This is a genomic window from Streptomyces sp. NPDC026672 (genome assembly GCF_040638185.1).
GTDB lineage: Bacteria > Actinomycetota > Actinomycetes > Streptomycetales > Streptomycetaceae > Streptomyces.
Window position 1 is genome coordinate 183,412 of sequence record NZ_JBEZXS010000006.1, and the last position, 25,144, is coordinate 208,555.

Annotated in this window: 15 protein-coding genes and 1 pseudogene; 12 read left to right on the top strand and 4 right to left on the bottom strand. The window is 71.7% G+C overall.

What is annotated here, in order from left to right; all coding sequences use genetic code 11:
* Window positions 1-100 precede the first annotated feature (100 nt).
* The 4 genes from AB0F77_RS09300 to AB0F77_RS09315 all read left to right on the top strand — a co-directional run bounded on the left by AB0F77_RS09300 (window position 101) and on the right by AB0F77_RS09315 (window position 8,823).
* Complete coding sequence (locus tag AB0F77_RS09300) at window positions 101-1,807, top strand: glycerol-3-phosphate dehydrogenase/oxidase (RefSeq protein WP_361943946.1); 1,707 nt, start codon at window positions 101-103, stop codon at window positions 1,805-1,807.
* Window positions 1,808-1,975: 168 nt separating this feature from the next.
* On the top strand, window positions 1,976-4,048 hold the full coding sequence (locus AB0F77_RS09305) for a serine/threonine-protein kinase (RefSeq protein ID WP_361943949.1): 2,073 nt from the start codon (window positions 1,976-1,978) through the stop codon (window positions 4,046-4,048).
* A gap of 136 nt (window positions 4,049-4,184) precedes the next feature.
* Window positions 4,185-7,016: a protein kinase gene (locus AB0F77_RS09310; protein ID WP_361943952.1), complete on the top strand. Its 2,832-nt coding sequence runs from the start codon at window positions 4,185-4,187 to the stop codon at window positions 7,014-7,016.
* A 142-nt stretch (window positions 7,017-7,158) separates the two neighbouring features.
* Window positions 7,159-8,823 (top strand): serine/threonine-protein kinase, encoded by a 1,665-nt coding sequence (locus tag AB0F77_RS09315; RefSeq protein WP_361943955.1) that lies wholly within the window; start codon window positions 7,159-7,161, stop codon window positions 8,821-8,823.
* A gap of 1,213 nt (window positions 8,824-10,036) precedes the next feature.
* Here AB0F77_RS09315 and AB0F77_RS09320 read toward each other — a convergent pair.
* Window positions 10,037-10,288: pseudogene (locus AB0F77_RS09320) on the bottom strand (transposase); the annotation flags it as partial.
* A gap of 484 nt (window positions 10,289-10,772) precedes the next feature.
* Here AB0F77_RS09320 and AB0F77_RS09325 point away from each other — a divergent pair.
* From AB0F77_RS09325 to AB0F77_RS09345, 5 genes are all read left to right on the top strand, one after another.
* Window positions 10,773-11,105, top strand: a complete 333-nt coding sequence (locus tag AB0F77_RS09325) for an SH3 domain-containing protein (protein ID WP_361943958.1) — start codon at window positions 10,773-10,775, stop codon at window positions 11,103-11,105.
* Window positions 11,106-11,997: 892 nt separating this feature from the next.
* Complete coding sequence (locus AB0F77_RS09330) at window positions 11,998-13,557, top strand: serine/threonine-protein kinase (RefSeq protein ID WP_361943961.1); 1,560 nt, start codon at window positions 11,998-12,000, stop codon at window positions 13,555-13,557.
* 124 nt (window positions 13,558-13,681) lie between these two features.
* Window positions 13,682-14,515: a serine/threonine-protein kinase gene (locus AB0F77_RS09335; protein WP_361943964.1), complete on the top strand. Its 834-nt coding sequence runs from the start codon at window positions 13,682-13,684 to the stop codon at window positions 14,513-14,515.
* Between the two features lie 121 nt (window positions 14,516-14,636).
* Entirely contained in the window at window positions 14,637-16,265 is a 1,629-nt protein-coding gene (locus AB0F77_RS09340) for a succinic semialdehyde dehydrogenase (protein WP_361943967.1), read from the top strand.
* Window positions 16,266-16,363: 98 nt separating this feature from the next.
* Complete coding sequence (locus tag AB0F77_RS09345; RefSeq protein WP_361943970.1) at window positions 16,364-18,145, top strand: GMC family oxidoreductase; 1,782 nt, start codon at window positions 16,364-16,366, stop codon at window positions 18,143-18,145.
* Window positions 18,146-18,252: 107 nt separating this feature from the next.
* Here the strand turns inward: AB0F77_RS09345 and AB0F77_RS09350 are convergent, their stop codons facing one another.
* Window positions 18,253-19,242: an LPXTG cell wall anchor domain-containing protein gene (locus tag AB0F77_RS09350; RefSeq protein WP_361943973.1), complete on the bottom strand. Its 990-nt coding sequence runs from the start codon at window positions 19,240-19,242 to the stop codon at window positions 18,253-18,255.
* 735 nt (window positions 19,243-19,977) lie between these two features.
* The gene (locus AB0F77_RS09355) at window positions 19,978-20,265 is read right to left on the bottom strand and encodes a chorismate mutase (RefSeq protein ID WP_361943976.1); all 288 of its coding nucleotides are present in this window, start codon (window positions 20,263-20,265) and stop codon (window positions 19,978-19,980) included.
* A gap of 296 nt (window positions 20,266-20,561) precedes the next feature.
* Here AB0F77_RS09355 and guaA point away from each other — a divergent pair, with 296 nt between their 5' ends.
* On the top strand, window positions 20,562-22,142 hold the full coding sequence (gene guaA, locus AB0F77_RS09360; protein WP_361943979.1) for a glutamine-hydrolyzing GMP synthase: 1,581 nt from the start codon (window positions 20,562-20,564) through the stop codon (window positions 22,140-22,142).
* A 29-nt stretch (window positions 22,143-22,171) separates the two neighbouring features.
* Here guaA and AB0F77_RS09365 read toward each other — a convergent pair whose 3' ends face one another.
* A complete protein-coding gene (locus AB0F77_RS09365; RefSeq protein ID WP_361943982.1) occupies window positions 22,172-22,651 on the bottom strand; it encodes a pyridoxamine 5'-phosphate oxidase family protein in 480 nt (159 codons plus the stop codon).
* A 140-nt stretch (window positions 22,652-22,791) separates the two neighbouring features.
* Here AB0F77_RS09365 and AB0F77_RS09370 point away from each other — a divergent pair, with 140 nt between their 5' ends.
* Complete coding sequence (locus AB0F77_RS09370) at window positions 22,792-23,586, top strand: class II aldolase/adducin family protein (RefSeq protein WP_361943985.1); 795 nt, start codon at window positions 22,792-22,794, stop codon at window positions 23,584-23,586.
* Window positions 23,587-23,796: 210 nt separating this feature from the next.
* Window positions 23,797-25,074 carry a hypothetical protein gene (locus tag AB0F77_RS09375; protein ID WP_361943988.1) on the top strand — a complete coding sequence of 426 codons (1,278 nt, stop codon included), beginning with the start codon at window positions 23,797-23,799 and terminating at the stop codon, window positions 25,072-25,074.
* The last annotated feature ends 70 nt before the right edge of the window (window positions 25,075-25,144 follow it).

The following is a 25,144-nucleotide window of genomic DNA, read 5'->3' on the forward strand; positions in this document are numbered from 1 at the left end:
CTGAAGCCGGGCGACCCGGTCAGAATTTGGGCATGAGGAGGGGATCGACCGGGCTTCGCCCACCGGGTGCGGCCGACGCGACCGACAGCGGGAGGCAGCGGTGAGGGCAGCGACACTGGGTCCGAAGCAGCGCGCGGAGTCACTGGCCGGCATGGCCGAGCGTGAGCTGGACGTACTGGTGGTCGGCGGCGGCGTGGTCGGCGCGGGCACCGCGCTGGACGCCGTCACGCGCGGCCTGTCCACGGGACTGGTCGAGGCGCGCGACTGGGCGTCGGGCACCTCCAGCAGGTCCAGCAAGCTCGTCCACGGCGGGCTGCGCTATCTGGAGATGCTCGACTTCGCCCTCGTGCGCGAGGCGCTGAAGGAACGCGGTCTGCTCCTGGAGCGGCTGGCCCCGCACCTGGTCAAGCCGGTGCCGTTCCTCTACCCGTTGCAGCACCAGGGCTGGGAGCGGTTGTACGCCGGCTCGGGCGTCGCGCTCTACGACGCGATGTCGATGGCCCGCGGCCACGGCCGGGGCCTGCCGATGCACCGTCATCTGAGCCGCCGCCACGCCCTGCGCGTCGCCCCCGCGTTGCGCAAGGACGCCCTGGTCGGCGCCCTGCAGTACTACGACGCCCAGATGGACGACGCCCGTTACGTGGCCACGCTGGTGCGCACGGCGGCGGCGTACGGCGCGAAGGTCGCCAACCGTGCGCGGGTGACCGGCTTCCTGCGCGAGGGCGAGCGGGTGGTCGGCGCCCGGGTGCAGGACGTCGAGGCGGGCGGCGAGTACGAGATCCGGGCCAAGCAGGTCGTCAACGCCACAGGGGTGTGGACCGACGACACCCAGGCGATGGTGGGGGAGCGCGGGCAGTTCCACGTCCGCGCCTCCAAGGGCATCCACCTCGTCGTGCCCAAGGACCGCATCCACTCCACCACCGGGCTCATCCTGCGCACCGAGAAGTCCGTGCTGTTCGTCATCCCCTGGGGCCGGCACTGGATCGTCGGCACCACCGACACCGACTGGGACCTCGACAAGGCCCACCCGGCGGCCTCCAGCGCGGACATCGACTACCTGCTGGAGCACGTGAACTCGGTGCTCGCGGTCCCGCTCACCCGCGACGACGTCCAGGGGGTGTACGCCGGGCTGCGGCCGTTGCTCGCCGGGGAGTCGGACGCCACCAGCAAGCTGTCGCGCGAGCACACGGTGGCCCATCCGGTCCCGGGCCTGGTCGTCGTCGCGGGCGGCAAGTACACGACGTACCGGGTGATGGCGAAGGACGCCGTCGACGAGGCCGTGCACGGGCTCGACCTGCGGGTCGCCGACTGCGTCACCGAGGAGATACCGCTGCTGGGCGCGGAGGGGTACCGCGCGATGTGGAACGCGCGGGCGCGGATCGCCGCCCGGACCGGGCTGCACGTGGTGCGCGTGGAGCACCTGCTCAACCGGTACGGCTCGATGGCCGAGGAACTCCTCGACCTCGTCGCCGCGGACTCCTCCCTGGGCGAGCCCCTCCAGGCCGCCGACGACTACCTGCGCGCCGAGGTGGTGTACGCGGCGTCGCACGAAGGGGCCCGCCACCTGGACGACGTGCTGACCCGGCGGACCAGGATCTCCATCGAGACGTTCGACCGGGGCACGCGCAGCGCCCGAGAGGCGGCCGAGCTGATGGCGCCGGTCCTCGGCTGGGACAAGGACCAGATCGAGCGCGAGGTCGAGCACTACGAGAAGCGCGTGGAGGCCGAACGGGAGTCCCAGCGGCAGCCGGACGACCTGACGGCGGACGCCGCCCGGCTGGGGGCGCCGGACATCGTGCCCCTGTGACACGCGGCACCGTGCCCGCGCGGGCGGGCGGTCCCGGGCGCCGCGGGACGCGCGGCCGGGCCCCGGACGGCGTCGCCGGGTACGCCGGAGGGGGCACCCTGGGCGTCGGGCACTTGTCGGGTGAGGGACAATGGAGGCTCTGTCAGGGCGGGTTGCATGAGGGGACGCATGTCGGACGCGGAGCGGGCGGGGACATCCCGTCAGGACAGGAGCGGACGTCTCCTCGCCGGGCGCTACCGGCTGGGAGCAGTGCTCGGCCGCGGCGGCATGGGTACGGTCTGGCGGGCCGAGGACGAGACCCTGGGCCGTACGGTCGCCGTCAAGGAGCTGCGGTTCCCGACGAGCATCGACGAGGAGGAGAAGCGCCGGCTGATCACCCGGACCCTGCGCGAGGCCAAGGCGATCGCGCGGATCCGCAACAACAGCGCGGTGACGGTCTTCGACGTGGTCGACGAGGACGACCGGCCGTGGATCGTGATGGAGCTGATCGAGGGCAAGTCCCTCGCCGAGGTCATCCGCGAGGACGGCCTGCTGGAGCCCAAGCGCGCCGCGGAGGTCGGCCTCGCCGTCCTCGACGTGCTGCGCTCGGCGCACCGCGAGGGCATCCTGCACCGTGACGTGAAGCCGTCCAACGTGCTGATCTCGGAGGACGGCCGGGTCGTGCTCACCGACTTCGGCATCGCGCAGGTCGAGGGAGACCCGTCCATCACCTCCACCGGCATGCTCGTCGGAGCGCCCTCCTACATCTCCCCGGAGCGCGCCCGCGGCCACAAGCCGGGCCCGGCGGCCGACCTGTGGTCCCTCGGCGGACTGCTGTACGCGGCGGTCGAGGGCATGCCGCCCTACGACAAGGGGTCGGCGATCGCCACGCTGACCGCGGTGATGACCGAGCCCCTGGAGGAGCCCAAGAACGCGGGCCCGCTCAGGGACGTCATCCACGGGCTGCTCACCAAGGACCCGGCCAAGCGGCTGGACGACGCGGGCGCCCGCGCCATGCTCGACGCGGTGATCCACGCGCCCGAGCCGCAGCCGATGGACGCCACGCGGGTGGTCCCGCTGCCCGCGCAGCCCGAGTCGCCCGAGGCGGGCGGCGGTTCGGAGGCGGGGGAGAAGCTGCGCGGGGCGCTGCGGTCCGTGCGCAAGGCGGCGGGGGCGGCCACGGCGGCCGCGGCCGCGTCCCGCACCAAGAGCTCCGGCGACGCCTCGACGGGGTCCGGGGAGCAGTCGGCGACGGCTTCCGGTGCCACGGCCTCCGGCGGTCCCACGGCCTCCGGCGCGACGGCCGGTGGCGCGGTGGGCGCGGTCGGCGCGCAGAGCTCCGGTGGCGCGCAGAGCTCCGGTGGCGCGCAGACCACGTCGGGCTCCGGCAACGGTGCGGCGGGCAGGCCGAGTTCGGGCTGGCCCGTGATGACGCCGCCCGACCTGCCGCCGCGCACCGCGCCCCGGGCACCGCTCACCGACGTGGTGCCCAAGCGGACCCTGGTGATCGTCGCGGTGGTGGTCGTGCTCGCCGTGCTTGGCACGGTGCTGGCCCTCACGCTCGGCGGTGACGACAACAAGGGCACCGCGGGGAACGGCCGGGGCGCCGGGCCCGTGCCCGGCGCGAGCGCCGGCACCGGCAGCCCGAAGAGCGACGCCGACGGCGCGCGCACCGACGGCGCCTCGTCCTCCTCCGCTTCCGCGTCCGCCTCGGCTCCGGCCGACTCCACGTCGGGGGACGGGAGTTCGGGCGCGAGCGGGTCCGGCGACGACGAGGGCGACGACGACGCGTCGAACTCCAGTGGCAAGGAGAAGGGCGCGGGCGCCGCCCCGGTGGTCACCACGCGCAAGGGCAGCCAGGGGTACTCGATCGGGCTGCCGAAGGGCTGGAAGTTCCAGACCGCCAGTTCCGCGGGCGACCGGTACACCGGCCCCGACGGGCAGAAGCTGCTGGTGGCCTGGACGACCACCCCGAAGGGCGACCCGGTAGCCGACTGGAAGAACCAGGAGCGCTACATGGTGCGCTCGCAGTACCGGCGCATCACCATAGAGTCGGTGGACTACCGGGGCTGGAACACCGCCGACTGGGAGTTCACCTACGTCGACGGCGGCACGAAGTACCGGACGATCGACCGGGGATTCGTCGTCAACGACCATGCCGGGTACGCGTTGATGTACACCGCGGAGTCCGCGCACTGGGACGACACGCTGCGCAAGGACACCTGGAAGACGCTCACGTCGTCGTTCGAACCGAAGCCGTGAGAATCGGGCATCATCCGTTGCGATGTGGCAACGGCACGTATCGTGAGTGGTTGCGAACCGTGCGCATCCAGGTATGGATACAGAACGGGTCGCACGACGAACGGAATTGAGCAACCGACCGGTCGGGGGAGGCAACGTGGACGACTACGCGGGCCGGGTGCTCGCCGACCGCTACCGGTTGCCGCTGCCCCCCTCCGACGAGTACGAACTCACCGAGACCCGGGCCTTCGACACCTACAGCGGGCAGGAAGTCCTCGTACGGCAGGTGCCGTTGCCCGAGGTCGTCGAGGCGGAGGTGCTCGACGCGGACGGGCTGCCCGACGGGTTCACGGCGCGTGACCGCGGGGCGCGGCGGCCCGCGGCGGGTCGCGCGGCGACGCGGCGGCCGACCGATCCCGCGGTGCGGCGGGCCGTCGAGGCCGCGCAGGCCGCGGCCCGCATCCCCGACCATCCCCGGCTCGACCAGGTCTTCGACGTGTTCGCCGAGGGCGGGTCGCTGTGGATCGTCAGCGAGTGGGTGGCCGCGCGTCCGCTGTCCGCGATGCTCGGCGAGCAGCCGCTGACGCCGTACCGGGCGGCCGAGGTCGCCTCCGACGTGCTGACGGCCCTGCGGGTGCTGCACGCGCACGGCTGGGTGCACCGCAACATCACCGCCCGCACGGTCCTCGTCTGCGACGACGGCCGGGTGATGCTCACGGGCCTCGCGGTGGGCGCGGCGGAGGAGGCCCTGTCGGGCTACGACCCGATACCCGCGCAGGACGGGCCCGTGGGAACCGGGAATCCGTCCGCCCCCGTGCACACCGGCCCGAGCGAGGACGGCCCGGACGGCCAGGTCGGCGGGGCGCGCCCGCACGCCGGTCAGGGCGGCGCGCCCGGCGGACGGGGAGCGGGTGCTTCGGGCACGGGCGGTCATGGCGGCAGCGGTTTCGGACAGGGCGCGCCGGGCGGCGCCGGGCGTGGCGGTCCAGGAGGCCCGAGCGGCTCGGCCGGTCCGGGCGGCCCGGGTGCGGGCGGCCACGGCGGCTACGGGCACGGTGGTGCGCGAGGGGACGGCGGTGGGGTCGGCGGGCCGGGTGGCCCGGTCGGCGGGGCTCGTGCGGCGGTCGGGCCCGGTGAAGGGCCGCGTGGTGGTGCCGGCTCGGGGCCGGTCACCGGTGGTGGTGCCGGGCTCGGTGCCGGGGGCGTCGTCGACGCCGAGGCGGCCCGGCGGGCCGCCATTCAGGCCAGGGCGGCCGGAGGGCTGCCCGCGGCGGGGACGGGCGGTTCCGGCACGGCCGGCGGCCCGGGTACGCCCGCCCGCCCCGCGCTGGAGACCGGCGAGGACATCCGCGCCGCCCGCGCCGGGGCGATCGCGGCGTACCGCGCGGGAGCGCGCGCCGCGGCCCGGGTGCAGGAGGCGCAGAACGCGCGCGCGGCACTCCCGGGCGCCCGCCCGCCCGCCGAGGAGGCCACCGGCGACACCCGGGGCACGGGCCCTTCCGGCCCCCCGGGACAGATCGCCGACCCGTACGGCGTCCGGGGCGCCACCCCCTGGCACGGCGCCGCGCCCCGCACGCCCGACGGCCAGGCACTCACCCCGGTCCCGCCCTCCGCGAGCGTCCCGCCCCCCGGCCCCCGGAACCCCGCCCTGCCCGTCCAGGCGAACCGCGCCGCCGGCGAGGCGCCGGCCGGCTCGGCGGGCGCCCCCGGCCCCGGACAGTGGGACGCCCCCGCGCCCGGCGCCGGCCGCGGTCCCGCCACCGCCCTGGCCGCCGAGCGGGCCCGCCAGGTCCGGATGACCGTCGTGGGACCCGTCACCGAGCGCTGGGCACCGGAGCAGGCCGGACCGGTCCACGAGAACTGGCAGCTGGCCGCGCCCATCGGCCCGGCCACCGACCTGTGGGCGCTCGGCGCGCTGCTCTTCAGGGCCGTACAGGGACACGCCCCGTACCCGGAGGAGTCCACCGCCGAACTGGTGCAGCTGGTGTGCGCGGAGCCGCCCGCCTTCGCCGAGGAGTGCGGCCCGCTGCGCCCCGTCGTCGAGTCGCTGCTGCGCCAGGACCCCACCGAGCGCCCGGAGTTCGAGGAACTGCGCGGCTGGCTGCGCTCGCTGGTGCGCTCCGCGCCCGAGGCCGAGGCCGGCGCCCATGTCGTCGCCGCCCCGCCCGACCCGCGCCGGCTGCCGATCGTGCGGCGCCGCGGCGAACTGGTGCGCAGGCGGCGGGCCGGACTGCCCGCGAACAGCCCGCACGGCCGGCACAAGCGCGGCCGGCCGGAGGAGAAGTCCCCGCGCAGCCTGGGCCGCACCCTGCTCGTGCTGATCCTGCTCCTGCTGGCGGGCGCGATCGCGTACGCCGTGCTGTTCCTGCCCAAGGCGGACAGCGGCACGGGGGGCGTCGACCGCACCGGCGCCACGGGAGAGGTGAGTCCGGCGCCCGCGCCGTCGCGGACCGGGGGCGAGGAACCCCCCGACAAGGGCCCCGCGCCGTCCTCAGCGCCCTCCGCCGAGACGCAGACGACCACCGACCCGTCCGTCGCCGACGGCTTCACCCTGCGCAAGGACCCCGAGGGCTTCCAGGTCGCCGTGGCCCGCGGCTGGGACCGCTCGCCGAAGAACGGCCGCGGCCAAGTCGTCTACACGCACGGCGACTTCGAGCTGATCGTCGTCCCCGGCCGGGACGGCACGGCGGCCAACGGCAGCGATCCGATGGTGTACCAGCGCGACCGCGAGCGCGAGCTCCAGCCCTACCGGGACTCCAGTTGGGCCACCGCTACGGGCCTGCGAACCATTGAGGTCGGCGACCGGACCATGGCCGAGGGGCAGTTCACCTGGACCGACGACCAGGGCCGGGACCTGTTCGTCCGCAACATCGCGATCCTCGTCGAGGGCCGCTACCACGTGCTCCAGGTGCGCGGCCCGGAGGCCGAGCGCGACGAGGTGACCCGGCTGTACGAGCAGGCGCAGGCGACCTACCGGTACACCGGTTGAGCACCTCGCGAATTGGTTCCCGAACACTCGCAGAAGCGAAAACCGTCACAGTGCGGTCTCCGTGTCACCCCCCAGGTTCCCTGAAGGCGGGCCGATCCTTAGTCTGACCCTGTCAAGACCATTGCGGGGCAACGTGAATCAGATGCAGGGCCTGCTCATCGCGGGCCGCTACCGGCTCGTCGACTCCATCGGCAGCGGCGGCATGGGCCGGGTGTGGCGAGCCCACGACGAAGTGCTCCACCGGTCGGTCGCCGTCAAGGAGTTGACCGCCGCGCTCTACGTCTCGGAGAGCGACCAAGCCGTCCTGCTGGCCCGCACCCGGGCCGAGGCGCGTGCCGCCGCCCGGATCAACCACTCGGCCGTCGTCACCGTGCACGACGTCCTCGAACACGACGGCCGGCCGTGGATCGTGATGGAGCTGGTCGAGGGCAGCTCGCTGGCCGACGCCGTCAAGGAGCAGGGCCGGGTCGAGCCGCGGGAGGCCGCGCGCATAGGACTGTGGGTGCTGAAGGCGCTGCGCGCCGCCCACACCGCCGGCGTCCTGCACCGCGACGTCAAGCCGGGCAACGTCCTGCTCGGCCGGGACGGGCGCGTCCTGCTCACCGACTTCGGCATCGCCCAGATAGAGGGCGACTCCACCATCACCCGCACCGGCGAGGTCGTCGGCTCGGTCGACTACCTCGCGCCCGAGCGGGTGCGCGGCCACGACCCGGGCGCCTCCTCCGACCTGTGGGCGCTGGGCGCCACGCTCTACACGGCCGTCGAGGGCCGCTCGCCGTTCCGGCGCACCTCGCCGCTGACCACCATGCAGGCGGTCGTCGAGGAGGAGCCGCCCGAGCCGCAGTACGCCGACGCGCTCGGGCCCGTCATCACCGCGCTGCTGCGCAAGGACCCCGCGCGGCGCCCGGACGCGGAGGAGGCCGAGCACATGCTCGCCGAGGCCGCCGAGGGCCGGCGCCCCGACGCCGCGCAGGCGTACGTGCCGACGCAGCACTCAAGTGCAAACACTGATGGGGGGATAAATCCCGGTTCTGATTCTACCGGTCATGAGCCCGGGGCGCTGGAAGGCGTAGGCATTGCTACGCCCGAGGCGATAGCCGCGATTTCTGGGTACTCTGGCGCTTTGGGAGGCACGCCGAAGACACGGTCCAGGCACCGACTACGTTCCTTCGTCCTTGTAGTTGCCCTGGCGGCAGTGCTCGGCAGCAGTGTCGCAGTGGCTTTTCAGGAGTGGCATCGCTGGGAGCGGAGCACTGGGACGAACGGGGATTCGAGTTCGGCTACCACGTCACCCGTGGTGAGAGATAGCGCCACGCCACGTTCCGATGGAACAATTCCGGCTGCGTGGAAACGGTACGAAGACCCATGGGGCTTCAAGATCTATCTGCCCAAGGGATGGTCGCGGAAGGTCGTTGGTGTTCCCGGTGATCTCAGACAGGTTGACTACACACCCGACGGTGGAAACTACTTTGTCCGTATCGCCATCGATGCTTCGCCGGACTTCAGTGATGCTTACTCGCACCAGATCGATCTGGACGAGCAGCTCAGCATGCGGCTATTTGAATACCATCGCATTCGCCTGGAGAAGAACATTTACCGTGACCGCGACGGTTCAGTCTGGGAGTACACATGGACTGCGCAGCCCCGGGATACGGACTTTCCAGGGCCGCGCCGCGCCCTTGAGGAGACGTATATATCCAGGGAAGGCGTCGAATACGCCATCTACATCTCGTCGCCCGAGAAGGACTGGGCGAAGGCGAGAGAGCAGTTCAAGACGATTCTTCAGGGTTGGCAACAGCCGCAGTAAACCGATCAGCCGTTGGTTGGCGCCCTTCTACTGAGTGCACTGCCCGCAGCTCGTGGGGCGCGTCACGGTATCTGCAGCTGTCTTGACCAGGTGAGGTGCCGCCTATTAGTAGGAATACTCGTTTGGGTTGTCCCGCTACTACCCTCTGACGGCGCGTGAGGTTAAGTGTTGGTGCGATGAGTCGATACCGGATGTGGTTTTATGGTAGCCATCAGGCCGTGGAGGGCGGCATAATATTCCTTTTGTCCATGCAGCGTGGGAAAATTCGCACTTGCTGTTTCGTCACGTATTCTCGCCCCGATCCGTGACGAGCTCCTCGCTCCTATGGCCACGTGATCGGATTCGACTCGACCAGCTGTCTGTCGGCGATTGCATAGCCAAGGCGCCCTTCGGTGACGAATGTCTGGCTAGTAGGAGCGCCTTCGTGGCACACAATCCGATCCGCCGGGGAGACTTTTTTCATGCCCGGCGTCTTGTTCCGGCACTGGTGGGCCCGTTTTGAGGCGCTCGCCTCGCTGAGCGCCTGAACCTGCTGCACCCACCCACTGGTTCCTCGTTTCCAGCCTGCAAGAGGGGAGCCATGCCATGAGCGCGCAGACGGACGCCACGGCAGGCACCGGAACTTGACAGCTCGGTGACCTGACCGTCAACAACATTGGGCTCTGCGCGATGGGCCTGACGGGTACTGAGCCTTTCGACCACGCCGTACCCGGAGGGCCTGGTCATCACCACCAAGGTCTGGCCGGGCGTGATCCCTTGAGTGCGTGATGGTGTGCCAATCCAGGGCAGTTGCGAGGCCAGGTCGAGGAGAACCTCCGCCAACTCGGCCGTGATTACCTGAACGTGGTGGACCTGCGCGTGCCATCGAGCCGACGGATCGAATCGATCAGCGAGCGCTTCGGAGCGTCCGCCGAACTGTGCGACGCCGGGCTGATCCATCGCGTCGGTATCTCCAACGGTACGTCCAAGCGGCTGATCCAGGTTCAAGCCATCGCCCCGGTCGCGCCTGGGTCTTGCAGCAAGGGCCCCATGTATTCGGGGACCGTGGCTTTGGCCTCTCGTTGGCGGAGGTGGGCCTGGAGAGTGTGGGCCGAGTAGCCCTTGTGCGCGACTATGCGGTCCGGCCGGGACCGGGGGCTTACCGGGCCGAGCAGCAGGACGCGGATCTTCCTGATGACGGTCTCTCGGCCTGAGTGCAGGTGGATCCTGCTGGTTAGCCCGCCGCGGGGTCGTGTGAGGCCACGTTCTTCGAGCTCCCTTTGGCGACTGCGTGCCGGTGAGCCCGGTCCACTTTCGCCCGTGTCCGGGCCGCGTTCAGCAAGCGGCCGAAAGTGCCATCGTCTGCCCAGCGGGCGAATCGTCCGTGGATGGACTGCCACGGGGCGAGCCGTTCAGGCATGCCTCTCCGGGACAGTCCGGTGCGGAATTTGCACATGATGCCCTTGAGCGCCTGGCGGTGATCGCGCCACCGCCGCGAGCCCTACCCATGGGTGGCGGCAACGCTTCGATCACCGCTCACGTGACGTCAGAAATCTCCCCCTCACTCACCACCGGGCCAACGAGCTAATGGTCGAAAAGGCGTCACATTGGGTTAGTTGGTTGTTGCGGAGCGAACGCGGGAAGGGATGGTCTTGAACCTTGCGGTGCGGGGCTCTTTTTCCGGGAAGTGCATTTTTGTCCGCCCTGCCCATCTGTCGGGTGAGGGCATTCGTCCGCTTTGCGGAGGGTGCAGCGGGGGATTTTCTCGAAGTGAAGATGGCGGGATTGTGCTGTCGATGGGGTTTTGTAAGATGGTGTGGGTATGCCATTCTTTGATGGATGTAAATCCACGCGGTCCGATGAGTTCATGGTTGGTCTCGATCGGGGGCCGCGAGAAGGCCACTGTCTCAGGGGGGCAAGTGAAGAGGGTCGCTCTTAGGTTGTTGTCGGTTGTTGCGGCTACCGCAGCGATGCCGGCGCTGTTGGCCGCACCTGCGCACGCGACGCCGGAGAAGCCGAAGTCGCTGGCGTTTGCTGGCGTTGAGTGCGGGATTGGTGAATCGGACAAGGACGGCAGTGCCTGGAACGCTACGGCAGGCGGAGCGAATATGCGTTCGGGTCCGGGCGTTGCCTGCGCCATCCTCGGTAAGGCGAGTAGTGGTCACAGGCTGGATTACCACTGCTATGTGTTCAATGAACTCGAAGGCTATATCTGGACCTATCTGAGGGACGACAACACAAACGAGTACGGTTGGGTCCGCGGCGATCTCCTCTCGGATGGTGGCAGTTTCGTGCACTGTTGATCATCCCTGTTTACGGGGGTTGGACATGACGGTGTGCAGTCTACGTCTGCTCATGCCGGGATCGTTGGAAGAGTACGCGGCTCGGTTGGAAATCCCCTTCCTTGGCCTGGTGCGGCAGCTGGGTTCCGCGAGAGTTGAACCCAGCTGCCTGCGTTGCAGGGGTGAAATAACGCGGTGGGGGTATTCGCTTAGTGAGTGCGGGGCCGATGGTGGGTGCGGTTGTTCCTGTTTTGGCCCGCATGGGGGCCTCGCAGATCAATGACCGGCGGCGTGCCATGTTGTAGACTGACGGCCGTATGTACTGCTCATCGCATGCGTCTACTTGTCAATCCATCACTTCACCGTCGATCGGTCTGATCCGTCCTTTCGCGCGGAATCCCGATTGGCAGCTGCTCTGGCGGCTTGCGGGAGGGGTGTGGGCTTGAGCTGCAGGGCGGCGTTCAAGTCGCGCAAGGAGCATGGGCCCCGCTCGCCAAACTTACCGGTCGGCTACGCCATCCGTGGCCATCAGGCCCCGGTCGGCTACGCCCTCTTCTTCCGTTGGGTCCGGTGCTTCGCACCACGGGACGGCTGGACGCCGCTGCCCCGCACCCGTGACCGAACAAGGTGCCCGGGGAGGGGAATCAACCGAACCCCACCAGGCCCAGCATGCTTGCTGGGCCGAGGTCCCGTCTGTTCCTGACTCACCCCCGTTACCACCTTCAACCGGTGGCGGCGAGCTTTGATGAACAAGGGCCCGCGTTCCGGGCTTCAGGTCACGATCGGCGAGGTCGCCATCGAACATGGCTTGACCTCTGCAGCCGGATTTAACGAACTACCGGATTGAAAGAGAAACCTCTGGCAGCGATCAGATTTCGAGGGCACGGATGTCGGCTGCGGCATGATGGGCCCCATGGGGACCGAGGGCAACCGGGTGATCGCGGGCCGTTACCGGCTGGAGGCGCGGCTCGGGCGCGGCGGGATGGGCGTGGTGTGGCGGGCCACCGACCAACTCCTCGGGCGGCGTGTCGCGGTCAAGGAACTCACCCAGGACCCCTCCCTGTCCGACGACGAGGCCCGGTTGCGCCGGGACCGCACGCTGCGTGAGGCCCGCGCGGTCGCCGGACTCGGCCATCCGCACGTCATCGTCGTCCACGACGTGGTCGAGCACGACGAACGCCCGTACATCGTCATGGAGTTGATCGACGGCCAATCCCTCGCCGACCGCATGGCCGCCCACGGCCCGGTCGGTGCCGCCGAGGCCGCGCGCATCGGCATCGCCCTGCTCGGCGCCCTGCGCACCGCGCACGAGGCGGGCATCCTGCACCGGGACGTCAAGCCGGCCAACGTCCTCGTGGAGTCCGGCACCGACCGGGTCGTCCTCACCGACTTCGGGATCGCGCAGGTCCCCGGCGCCACCACGCTCACCGAGACCGGCTCCTTCGTCGGCTCGCCCGAGTACACGGCGCCGGAGCGGATGGCGGGCGCGCGCAGCGGACCCGCGTCCGACCTGTGGTCGCTGGGCGTGCTGCTGTGCGCGCTGCTGAGCGGCGTGTCGCCGTTCCGGCGCGACTCGCTCGGCGGCATCCTGCACGCCGTCGTCGCCGACGAGATCCGCCCGCCCGAACAGGCCGAGCCGCTGCTGCCCGTCGTACGGGGGCTGCTGGAGCGGGACCCGGAGCGGCGGCTGGACGCGGGGGAGGCCGAGCGGATGCTGCGGGCGTTCCGTGAGACGGGCCGCACCCCGCCGGCGCCGGCCCCCGCGCGGCCCGTCGTGCCGTACTCGCCGACCCGGCCGAACGTGCCGATCGCCGCGCCCGTGGTGGCGCGCTCCGGGCGTTCCCCGCGGGGCGTGCTGGTCGCGGGGCTGCTCATGGCGGCCATGGCAGGGGCGGGCGTGTCGGCCGCCGCGCTGCTGGTGCACCGGGGCGGCGGGGCGGGCGAGCCGGCGCCCGCGCACACGTCGAGCGGGCCGGCGACACCGGGCACCGGCCCGCTGCCCCGCGCGACCGACACCCGTACCGCGCCGTCCGGTTACCGCCTCGTCCGGGACGCGGGCGGCTTCTCGCTCGCCGTGCCCGAGGGCTTCCGCCGCGAGCCGCAGGGCGAGCGGATCTTCTACGTCTCGTCGGGCAGGACCTTCCGGCTCGGCGTCAAGGTGGGCGCTCCCCAGCCGGGCGGCCCGCTCGGGGTGCTGCGCCGCTCGGCGGCCGACGGGCCCCGCACCAACCCCGGTTACCACGACGGCCGGGTCACGCGCACGACGCGTTCCGGACGGCCCGCCGCGCTCTGGGAGTTCACCTGGAACGGCTTCAGCGCGGCCGAGGGCGCCCGGCACACGTACGACCTGTGCTGGGAGGAGGACGGGCGGCTGTACGACGTGTGGGTGTCGGCGCCGGTCGGGAAGGTGCGCGAGGCGCGGGAGTACTTCGACGTGGCGGTCGACACGTTCCTCGGCGAGCCAGGTGGGTGAGGCGACCGGTGAGTGAGGCGATCACCGTGGGCGGCTGAACGGATGCCCGGCCCAAGGGAGTTGGCGGCGGCGGTCTGACCGGGGCGCGTCGACAAGAGCGCGGTGCGCACGGTACTGATGGGGCATGAGCGAAACCGACGCGCCCGGGGGACGTCTGCTCGGCGGGCGCTACCGGCTGATCGAACGCATAGGCAGCGGGCCCACGAGCACCGTGTGGCGGGCGTTCGACGAGACCGGCGGACGGCACGTGGCCGTCAAGGAACCCCTGCTGCCCGGCGATCCGGCCGACGAGGACCGGCTGCGGGCCGCCAACCGCCTCTACCGCGAGGCCCGGGCCGCCGCGCGCGTCGACGACCCGGCCGCCGTCGCCATCCACGACGTCCTCGTGGAGGGCGGACTCCCCTGGATCGTCATGGAGTTGGTGCGCGGCGAGTCCCTGCACACCACCCTGGCGCAGGGGCCCCTGCCCGCCTCCGAGGCCGCCCGCGTGGGGCTCGCCGTCCTCGGCGCCCTGCGCGCCGCGCACGCCGTGGGCATCGTGCACCGCGACCTCAAGCCCGCCAACGTGCTCGTGGAGTCCGGCACGGGCCGGGTCGTCCTCACCGACTTCGGCATCGGCCACCCCCAGGGCGAGGGCCCGCACGGCGACCCGGGCGAGCCCGGCGCCGGGGGCGGCGCGCCGGGCGACGACCTCGACTTCATGGCGCCCGAGCGGCTGGTGGAGCGCGGCGCGGGCCCCGCCGCCGACCTGTGGTCCCTCGGCGCGCTGCTGCGCGCGGCGGTCGAGGGCCGGCCGCCGGTGGCGCCCGAGGACACCGGCCCCCTCGGCCCGCTCCTGGACCGGCTGCTGCTGCCGGAGCCGTCCCAGCGGCCGGGCCCGGAGGAGGTCGCCGCCGTGCTCACCACGATCGCCGGTCCGGAGCGGGAGCCCCTCGCGCCCGCCGCCGTCCCCCTCTGACCCCGCCCAACCCCTGATCAGGGTGTTCGCCGCCAGTGATCACTGGCGGCATGTGAGCACTCGGTGAATCCGCGTTACCGACGGGTACCCAAAGTTTCCGCCCCGGCATACCCTGCGGCTCATGACGGACTCGCAGGCCCCGGAGAAGACCGGTACGCACCCGACCGGCACCAACCCCCTCGCCCCCGCCCCGGAGGGCGTCCGCACCGCCGCCGACGTGGTCACGCCGGAACTGGTCGCACAGCTCACCAAGGGCGTCGCCGGCTCCGGCCGCACCGCCAACCACACCCCGTTCACCGGCGAGAAGCTGGCCGACCTGCCCGAGTCCACCCCCGAGGACGTCGAGCGGGCGTTCGGCGCGGCACGGGCCGCCCAGGCCGTGTGGGCCAAGGTGCCCGTACGGCAGCGCGCGGCCGTCCTGCTCCGCTTCCACGACCTGGTCCTGGCACGGCAGGCCGAGGTCCTCGACCTCATCCAGCTGGAGACCGGCAAGGCCCGCCTGCACGCCCACGAGGAGGTGCAGGGCGTCGCCGTCGTCGCCCGCCACTACGGCCGCAAGGCCGCCGCCTACCTCGCCCCCAAGCGGCACACCGGCGCCATGCCGACCCTGACCAAGGTCACCGAACTGCGCCACCCGCGCGGTGTCGTCGGCCAGATCGTGCCCTGGAACTACCCCCTCGAACTCGCCGTCGGCGACGCCCTGCCCGCCTTCGTCGCGGGCAACGCCGTCGTGATGAAGCCCGACACCGAGACCTGCCTGACCGCGCTGTGGGCCCGCGACCTGCTCATCGAGGCCGGACTGCCCGCCGGTGTCTTCCAGGTCGTCATCGGCGAGGGCCCGGTCGTCGGCCCCGAGGTGGTCAGGCACGCCGACTACGTCTCCTTCACCGGCTCCACCCGCACCGGCCGCGAGGTCGCCGGGGCCGCCGCCGCCCGGCTGGTCGGCGTCTCCCTCGAACTCGGCGGCAAGAACGCCATGCTGGTCCTGGAGGACGCCGACGTCGACAAGGCCGCCGCCGGCGCCGTCCGCGCCTGCTTCTCCTCCGCCGGTCAGCTCTGCGTCTCCATCGAGCGGCTCTACGTCCACGAGTCCGTCGCCGACGCCTTCCTGGAGCGCTTCGCCGCCCGTACCCGGGCCATGCGGCTGGGCAACTCCCTCGCGTACGGCGCCGACATGGGCTCCCTCGCCGGCGAACGGCAGCTGGAGACCGTCGGACGGCACGTCGACGAGGCCGTCGCCAAGGGCGCCACCCTGGTCGCCGGCGGCGTCGCCCGGCCCGACATCGGCCCCTACTTCTTCGAACCCACCGTCCTCGAAGGCGTCGAGGCCCCGATGGCCGTGTGCGGCGAGGAGACCTTCGGCCCGGTCGTCTCCGTCTACCGCTTCGCCACCGACGACGAGGCCGTCGAACGCGCCAACTCCACGCCCTACGGCCTCAACTCGGCGATCTGGACCAGGAACACCCGCCGCGCCCGGGACATCGCCGCCCGGCTGCGCACCGGCACCGTCAACATCAACGAGGGCTACGCGCCCGCCTACGGCAGCGTCCAGTCCCCCATGGGCGGCATGAAGGACTCCGGCCTCGGCCGCCGCCACGGCTCCGAGGGCATCCTCAAGTACACCGAGCCGCAGACCATCGCCCACCAGCGCCTCCTCCCCATGGCCCCGGCCCTGGGCATGGACGACGCGCAGTATGCGGCCGTCCTCAGCCGTGCCCTGCGCGCGCTGAAGGCGTTCCGCTTCCGCTAGGCCGGGGTGCGCCGCCCGCGCCGTCACGCCCACCCGGGCCGTCACGTCCACCCGCGCCGTCACCTCCGTCCGCGCCGCATCCGAAGGGGAGAACGCACGTGCCCAAGGACGCCTACGACTACGACGTCATCGTCGTCGGATCGGGCTTCGGCGGCTCCGTCACCGCCCTGCGCCTCACCGAGAAGGGCTACCGCGTCGGCGTGCTCGAAGCCGGCCGCCGCTTCACCCGCGACACGCTCCCCAAGAACTCCTGGGACCTGAGGAACTACCTCTGGGCACCCCGGCTCGGCATGTACGGCATCCAGCGCATCCATCTGCTGGGCAACGTCATGGTGCTGGCCGGCGCGGGCGTCGGCGGCGGCTCGCTCAACTACGCCAACACGCTCTACGTCCCGCCCGCGGCGTTCTTCGAGGACCCGCAGTGGAAGGACATCACCGACTGGCAGGACGAGTTGAGGCCGTACTACGATCAGGCCCGGCGGATGCTCGGCGTGCGGCTCAACCCGACCATGACCCCCTCCGACGTGCACCTGAAGGCGGCTGCGGCGCGGATGGGCGTCGGCGACACCTTCCACATGGCACCGGTCGGGGTGTTCTTCGGCGACGGTGAGGACGCCGACGGCGGTACCAGGGCCGCGCCGGGCGAGCGGGCGGCCGACCCCTACTTCGGCGGTGCCGGGCCCTCCCGCACCGCCTGCACCGAGTGCGGCGAGTGCATGACCGGCTGCCGGCACGGTGCCAAGAACACCCTCGACGAGAACTACCTCCACCTCGCCGAGAAGGCGGGCGCGACCGTCCACCCGATGACCACGGTCGTGTCCGTCACCGACGACTCGCGCGGCGGCTACGCGGTGGCGACCCTGCCCACGGACAACAGGAAGAAGGGCGAGGGCCGTGTCCTCACCGCCCGGCGGGTGGTCCTGGCCGCCGGCACCTACGGCACCCAGACCCTGCTGCACCGTATGAAGGCGGGCGGCCAACTGCCGTACCTGTCCGACCGGTTGGGCGAGCTGACCCGTACCAACTCCGAGGCCCTGGTGGGCGCACAGACCGACGACCGCCGCTACCGCAGGGCCCATGGCGTCCCCCGGGCCGACTTCACCCGGGGCGTGGCGATCACGTCCTCCGTCCACCCCGACGAGGACACCCACATCGAACCGGTCCGCTACGGCAGGGGCTCCAACTCGATGGGCGGGCTGTCCATCCTCCAGGTCCCGTACGCCGAGGGCTCCTCCCGCGTCCTGGGCTGGCTGGCCCACGCGGCCCGGCACCCGCTGCTGGTCCTGCGCTCGCTGTCCAACCGCCGCTGGTCGGAGCGGACCATCATCGGCCTGGTCATGCAGTCGCTGGACAACTCCCTGACGACGTACCTGAAACCGGACGGCGTCGGCCGGGGCCTGCTCACCGCCCGCCAGGGGCACGGTGCGCCCAACCCCAAGCAGATCAGGGCCGCCACGCGGGCGGCGACCGCGCTCGCCGAGGAGATCAACGGCTTCGCCGGCAGCAACGTCGGCGAGCTGATGGGCACCCCGCTCACCGCGCACTTCCTCGGCGGCTGCCCCATCGGCGCCTCGCGCGAGACGGGAGTGATCGACCCGTACCACCGCCTCTACGGCCACCCCGGCATCTCGGTGGTGGACGGCGCCGCGGTCTCGGCGAACCTGGGCGTCAACCCGTCCCTGACGATCACCGCGCAGGCCGAGCGGGCGATGGCCCACTGGCCCAACGAGGGCGAGCCGGACCCGCGCCCGCCGCAGGGCGCCGCCTACACCCGTCTGGCACCCGTCGAGCCCCGCTCCCCGGCGGTCCCCGCGGACGCCTTCGCCGCGCTGCGCCTGCCGCTCCTGGACGTCCCGGTGGTCCCGCCGAAGCGGGGATGACGAAGAAGCGAGGATGACAGGAAAGCGGCGATGACACAAAGGAAGGACCCGCGCCCCCCTCCGAGCGCGGGTCCTTCCCGGCCGTGCCGGGCCGTGGTGCGAGGCGCTTACGCCTCGGCGCCCGCCTTGCGGCGCCGCGCGACGAACACGGCACCCGCACCGGCGACGACGGCGACACCGCCGACGAGGCCGATGGTCGGCAGGGCGGAGCTGGAACCGGTCGAGGCCAGGGTGCCCTCGACCTCGGGGGTGTCCGCGGCCGGCTTGGTGTCGGTCACCGGGGCCTTGCCGCCTTCCTGCGGCTTGGTGCCGTTGGTGTCGGTGCCGGCGGACACGATCTGGAACTTGTAGGAGACGTCGCCGAAGCCGGTGCACTGACCGTCGGTGTCGCCGTAGATCGTCGCGCCGAGCGTGAAGCCGGAGCCGACCGGGGCGGACGACTGCACGTTCACCCGCATCGGGACGTCGACCTCGTAGTCGGGCTTCAGCACGTCGGTGTAGCCGACGTAACCGACCGCGAAGCCGCCCTCGTCCAGGTTCACCCAGGACTTGCCGTCCGGGTCCCACGCCTGGAGCTGGACCTGCTTGCTCCGGAACAGCTCCTCGCCGTCCTTGTCGGGGGAGGCCCCCGCGAAGAAGTCGAGGTCGTTGAGCGTGGAGTCGGACTTGTTCAGCACGTTCAGCGAGAACTTGTGCCAGCCGCTGCCCGCGGCGATCTTGCCGGGCAGACCGGTGATGCTGACGTCCACCTTGGAGTCCTCGCACGCCGACGGCTCCGGGTCGGGGGACTCGGACTCGGTGGGAGCGGAGGTCGACGGGGACGCGGCCGGGGCGGACTCGCTGGCGGAGGCGCTCGGCGCGGGTGCCGACTCGCTCGCGGAGGCGGACGTGCTGGCGGACGCGCTCGGCTCGGTGCTCTGCGGGGCCGACGCGGTGTCGGTGGGTTCGGTGCTCTGCGGGGCCGACTCGGAGACACTGGCGCTCGGCGCCGAGGAGGCCGGGTCGGGGTCGGCGTAGGCGGCGGGCGCCGCGAGCAGGGCGAGCGGGGCTATGGCGGCCGTCGCGGCGGCGGCGACCATGGCGCGGCGAAGCTTCATGAAGAGACCTCGAAAGTCCGGCATGCCGCGGGTGAGCGGCACGGGGCGTTGTGGGAGGCCGTCGCGTGTGGGGCGCGGGTATGGCCCTTGGTACGGGGGGTTTGATCCACGAGGCCCGCCGATGGTTGTGCTCTTCTTCACGGAATTCTTATGTGTGCCGCGTCACATCTTTGGGCACACGTGAAGGGCCCCGCGGACGAACCGCGGGGCCCTTCTCCGTCAGCACCGGCGTCAGGGCAGCGCCGGTGCCTGGGAGCGGCGCCGGGGGGTTGCGCCGCTTGTCCGTGTGCCCCTGCCCGTCGTGCCTGGGTCGGCGTCCCGGTGCGCACGGGACGTATCGATGGTCTCGACCTCTGGCGGTCGGGGGGTGCACCACGATTCGGTTGTCGACCCGGGGACTCGGGTGTGGGGATGTGCTTCGCATCGTGCTGGACGGGGACGGCCTCCGCAACCGTCCGGTCCAGCAGTTGGGGATTCCTACAGTTTCCGCCGGACGGCCCCGGGCGTCCCCGGAGCCGGCCGGTTCTCTTGGATGACCGGGCTGCTGTCCCCTGCCGTCCGGTCACTTCCCTGGAGCGAGGTCCCACGACGTACGGCACGATCCGCACGTCTCGACGCTCCAGAGCGAGCCACGCGTGGTTCTTTCGGGCCCGCCCCTGGCTGGCACGGACAACGGGACCAACGAAGCCGCCCGCGGGGCGGTCACGCGCCGTACGAGTGAGAGCGCGCCCGAACTCAGATGCGACCCCGGCACAGTTCGAGGAGCGTCATCGCGAGGGCGGTGCCGGGCCTGCCCAGCGCCTCCCTGTAGTGGTCGAGGATCTCCATCTCGCGGGAGAGGTTCACCCGCCGCCCGCCGGAGGCGATCCGCGCCTCCTGGATCACGGCGGAGACGGCCATCCGCTCCTGTACGAGACCGATGATCCGGTCGTCGAGCGCGTCGACGCGCTCCCGGGCGTCGGTGATCGTCTCGGCGGCCTCGCTGGTGCGGGCGCCGGTCCTGTCGGTCGCTGCGGTGCTCATGTCGGGGGCTCCTCGTCGGGTTCTCGCCGGTGGACCCGGAACCCCGGAGCGACACGGTCCGGAAATGCCAGGCGCCCCGGACCTTGTCGGCCCGGGGCGCCTGGGAAGTCGCTTGTCAGTTGCTCAAGCAGCACGACCATGGCAGCCGGTGGGCCGGTTGCCATAGGTAAAGACGAAGGTCGGGTGCGAAAGCATGGGGCCAGTATGCCACGGAGCCCGCGCGGGGAGGCCCCGGCGCCCGTCCCCGTTAGAATCGATGACCACAGACCCCCCGCCCGACCGCCGGAAGGCACCCCGTGTCATCAGCGACTCCTGCCGCCGCCGCACCCGACACCGTCCTGGTCGTCGACTTCGGCGCGCAGTACGCCCAGCTCATCGCCCGCCGCGTCCGCGAGGCCCGGGTCTACAGCGAGATCGTGCCGAGCACCATGCCGGTCAGCGAGATGCTCGCCAAGAACCCGGCGGCCATCATCCTCTCCGGCGGCCCCTCGTCCGTGTACGAGGAGGGCGCCCCCACCGTCGAGAGCGCCCTGTTCGAGGCCGGTGTCCCCGTGTTCGGCATGTGCTACGGCTTCCAGCTGATGGCGCAGGCCCTCGGCGGCACCGTCGACAACACCGGCGCCCGTGAGTACGGCCGCACCGGCCTGCACGTCTCGCGCACCTCCTCCACCCTCTTCGAGGGCACCCCCGCCGAGCAGGCCGTGTGGATGTCCCACGGCGACGCCTGCTCCGGCGCCCCCGAGGGCTTCTCCGTCACGGCCTCCACGGACGTCGTCCCGGTCGCCGCCTTCGAGAACGACGACAAGAAGCTCTACGGCGTCCAGTACCACCCCGAGGTCATGCACTCCACGCACGGCCAGCAGGTCCTGGAGCACTTCCTGTACCGCGGCGCCGGCCTCAGCCCCGACTGGACCACCGGCAACGTGATCGAGGAGCAGGTCGCCGCGATCCGCGAGCAGGTCGGCGACCGGCGGGCCATCTGCGGGCTCTCCGGCGGCGTGGACTCCGCCGTCGCCGCCGCCCTCGTCCAGAAGGCCATCGGCTCCCAGCTGACCTGCGTGTACGTCGACCACGGCCTGATGCGCAAGGGCGAGACCGAGCAGGTCGAGAAGGACTTCGTGGCCGCCACCGGCGTGCAGCTGAAGGTCGTCGACGCCGAGGAGCGCTTCCTCACCGCGCTCAAGGGGGTCAGCGACCCCGAGGAGAAGCGGAAGATCATCGGCCGGGAGTTCATCCGCGTCTTCGAGCAGGCCCAGGCCGAGATCATCGCCGACGCGGGCCCCGCGGTGGAGTTCCTGGTCCAGGGCACGCTCTACCCGGACGTCGTCGAGTCCGGCGGCGGCACCGGCACGGCGAACATCAAGTCCCACCACAACGTCGGCGGCCTCCCCGAGGACCTCGAGTTCCAGCTGATCGAGCCGCTGCGCAAGCTGTTCAAGGACGAGGTCCGGATGGTCGGCCAGGAACTGGGCCTGCCCGAGGAGATCGTCCAGCGCCAGCCCTTTCCGGGCCCCGGCCTCGGCATCCGCATCGTCGGCGAGGTCACCAAGGAGCGCCTGGACCTGCTGCGCGAGGCCGACGCCATCGCCCGCGAGGAGCTGACCGCGGCCGGCCTCGACCGCGACATCTGGCAGTGCCCGGTGGTCCTGCTCGCGGACGTCCGCTCCGTCGGCGTCCAGGGCGACGGCCGCACCTACGGCCACCCGATCGTGCTGCGCCCGGTCTCCTCCGAGGACGCCATGACCGCCGACTGGTCCCGGCTGCCGTACGACGTCCTCGGCCGGATCTCGACCCGCATCACCAACGAGGTCCGCGACGTCAACCGTGTTGTCCTCGACGTCACCAGCAAGCCGCCGGGCACCATCGAGTGGGAGTGAGCCTCCCCGGGGCCGGTCCCCGGTGAGGTTCAGGTCCGCCTGAGCGTGCGCACCGGCGCTCCGGGCCTCCAGACCACGGTGACGAGGTACGTCTCGTCCTCGACGAAGGTCCGCACGACCTCCGTCAGTTCGGTGCGGAAGAGGTGGAACGGCTCCGGCGGTTCCACCTCCCGCATGTACGCCCCCTTCAGCGCCGGGTCGGTGACCTCGACCGCGCGCCCGGCGACCCGTACGTCCCCGCCGTCCATGTCCGTGCCCGGCCCCGGATTGGCCTGGAGCGCGAAGCGCGGGTCGCGGCGCAGGTCGAGGGCCTTGAGCGAGTCCTGCATCATGCCGAGCCACAGCTCGCCGTCCAGGAAGCGCACCTCCAGGCCGGAGGTGCGCGGTGAGCCGTCCGCGCGGAGGGTGGCGAGGACGTGGTGGCGGAAGGCGGTGAAGCGCTTTTCCGCCGTCCGCGCGAATTCGGGTGCGGCGGCACGGAAATCCGCCCAGCGGGCCGTCTGGTTCATACCGGCGAGTGTTCCTGCAATACCCGACATCTTCTGTCGGGTATCGGTCGCACGGGTCTTCTTTGGATAACAACTCTGTTCTCTCGTGCTGACCGACGGTAACTTCCGCCCCGTACAGCAAAACCAGTGCAGGAGGACCAATGCACGGGCCCACCCCGCCCCTGCCGCTGCCGACCGACCAGCTCCGGTTCGCGATGCCGCCGATGCACGAATCGGTCGAGGACGAACGCCGGCACCGGAAGGAACGGCTCGCGGGCGCACTCCGGATCTTCGGCCGGTCGGGATTCGAGGACGGGGTGTCGGGACACATCACCGCGCGCGACCCCGAATTCTCCGACTGCTTCTGGGTCAATCCCTTCGGAATGCCGTTCCGGCACGTCACCGTCAGCGATCTTGTCCTGGCCAACCGGGACGGACAGGTGATCGAGGGCAGCTACCACGTCAACCAGGCCGCGTTCACCGTGCACGTCCAGGTGCACACCGCCCGCCCCGACGTCGTCGCCGTCGCCCACTGCCACTCCGTGTACGGCCGCGCCCTGTCCGCGCTCGGTGAACTGCTCGACCCCATCAGCCAGGAGAGCTGCGCCTTCTACGAGGACCACGCCCTGTACGACGCGTACACCGGCGTCGCCGTGGACGCCGAGGAGGGCCGCCGGATCGCCACCGCCCTCGGCAGCCACAAGGCGCTCGTGCTGCGCAACCACGGGCTGCTGACCGTCGGCAACTCGGTCGACGCCGCCGCCTGGTGGTTCCTGTCGATGGAGAAGTCCTGCCAGGTCCAGCTCACCGCCAAGGCCGCGGGCCGCCCGGTCCTCATCGACCACCGTCCGGCCACGGCCACCCGCGAACAGCTCGGCGGCGACCTCGTGGCCTGGATCAACTACCAGCCCCTGTGGCAGGACATCAGCCGCAGCGAACCGGACCTGCTGAGCTAGTGCCCCAACAGGGGCACCAGGACGCGGATTGCGGCTGCCGCGTCAACACGGCGCACCGGGATTCACCCCTGGTGACCGTACCTGCCGAACGGGTGCCGGGTGCCGTAGGGCACAATTCGCTCTCGTCACAGGGGAGTTGTACGGCGTCCCACCGGAGCCCCACCCGGGGCCACCGGTCGCGCCGTGGTGCGCGGAAGGCGGGCGTCGGGCGTGGCGGTGCAGGAAGCGAGGCAGGGCGCGGAGACCGCTGCCCACGGGGGCGGCTGCACCTGCGGGGACTGCCCGCACGGGGCCCGTGCGGGACACCGCCGGGCGGTGGCCGAGTTCCTCCTCAAACGCGAGGAGTTCGCGGCCGGGCAAGGACTGCCCGCGGCGGTGGCCCACTCGGCCTCCGCCTCCCGGCAGTGGATCTCCGAGGAGCTGACCCAGTCCGCCCAGGTCGTCGCCGAACGCGGTCGCACCGAGGGCGGGGCCTGGCTGTCCCGGCTGTGGCTGCGCACGGTGTCCGTCCTGTGGGCGGTCCTCGTCCTCCTGCTGCTGGTGCAGGCGCTGACCGCGATCGGCGCGGGCTGGACCAGCGCGCGCACGGCCGGACTGCTGGCCGCGGTCGTCGTGGCCGGGGCGCTGACCGCCGCCTCGTGGTTCCATCGGTCGCGCGGCGGGGCGCTGGCGCCGGTCATCGGCGAGGACAACCGGATGTCCACCTCCCGGACCGTCGCCGCGGCCTGGGTGCTGTTCGTCTCCTACGCCGTGCTGGTCCTGGCCGGACGGCTCGCCGCCGCCTCCGACCCCGCCGAACGGGACGCCCTGATCTCCGGGCTCGAACTCGTCCGCGGCGCCGGCGTGGTGACCGTCCTCGCCGTGGTCTGCGGGATCGCCGTGATCGTGCGCCGCGTGGTGGGGATGCGGGTCCTCGGACAGCGGCTCCAGAAGCTGCCCGCGCACCGGCCCCGGGCGGCCGACCTCCTCACCGACGACTCCGGCCGCGGCACCTTCGCCGACATCCAGTACGTCGTGATCGGCGCCGTCGCCCTCGTCTTCGCCGCCGTCCGGCTCGCCCGCCGCCCCGACCAGCTCCCCGACCTGCCCTGGGGACTCGCCGTCCTGGTCCTCATCTCGGCCGCGACCTACCTGGCCGGCAAGTACGCCGAGGGCGGCCGGCCCGTCGTCCTCTCCGTCGTCCGCGCCCGCGAGGCGGGCGACCTGGACGGCCCGATCCGCACCGGCGACGACATCGAGATCCGCGGCTCCGGCTTCGTCCCGCCCGGCGCCGACACCGCCGACCGGCTCTCCCTCATGGTCGTCCGCATCGGCCCGGTCAACGTCCACGTCCCCCTGGTCCCGGTCACCGGAGGCTTCAGCAACCCCACCGACACGGTCCTCAAGGTCCCCGTCCCCGTCGACGTCGAGCCCGGTTCCGTGGAGGTCCAGGTGGTGACCGCGGCCGGCGTCACCACCAACCGCTGCGTCGTGGAGATCACCGACTGACCGCACTCCACGACCGACCCCGTCCGAGGACCCGGACGAGACAACCCGGACGGCCGCCCCACATCCGGAC

Bases quoted from the DNA above. Each gene is read 5' to 3' on its own strand.
- AB0F77_RS09305 (WP_361943949.1), top strand. From the start codon at position 1,976: ATGTCGGACGCGGAGCGGGCGGGGACATCCCGTCAGGACAGGAGCGGA.
- AB0F77_RS09315 (WP_361943955.1), top strand. From the start codon at position 7,159: ATGCAGGGCCTGCTCATCGCGGGCCGCTACCGGCTCGTCGACTCCATC.
- AB0F77_RS09325 (WP_361943958.1), top strand. From the start codon at position 10,773: ATGCCGGCGCTGTTGGCCGCACCTGCGCACGCGACGCCGGAGAAGCCG.
- AB0F77_RS09330 (WP_361943961.1), top strand. From the start codon at position 11,998: ATGGGGACCGAGGGCAACCGGGTGATCGCGGGCCGTTACCGGCTGGAG.
- AB0F77_RS09335 (WP_361943964.1), top strand. From the start codon at position 13,682: ATGAGCGAAACCGACGCGCCCGGGGGACGTCTGCTCGGCGGGCGCTAC.
- AB0F77_RS09340 (WP_361943967.1), top strand. From the start codon at position 14,637: ATGACGGACTCGCAGGCCCCGGAGAAGACCGGTACGCACCCGACCGGC.
- AB0F77_RS09350 (WP_361943973.1), bottom strand. From the start codon at position 19,242: ATGAAGCTTCGCCGCGCCATGGTCGCCGCCGCCGCGACGGCCGCCATA.
- AB0F77_RS09355 (WP_361943976.1), bottom strand. From the start codon at position 20,265: ATGAGCACCGCAGCGACCGACAGGACCGGCGCCCGCACCAGCGAGGCC.
- AB0F77_RS09365 (WP_361943982.1), bottom strand. From the start codon at position 22,651: ATGAACCAGACGGCCCGCTGGGCGGATTTCCGTGCCGCCGCACCCGAA.
- AB0F77_RS09370 (WP_361943985.1), top strand. From the start codon at position 22,792: ATGCACGGGCCCACCCCGCCCCTGCCGCTGCCGACCGACCAGCTCCGG.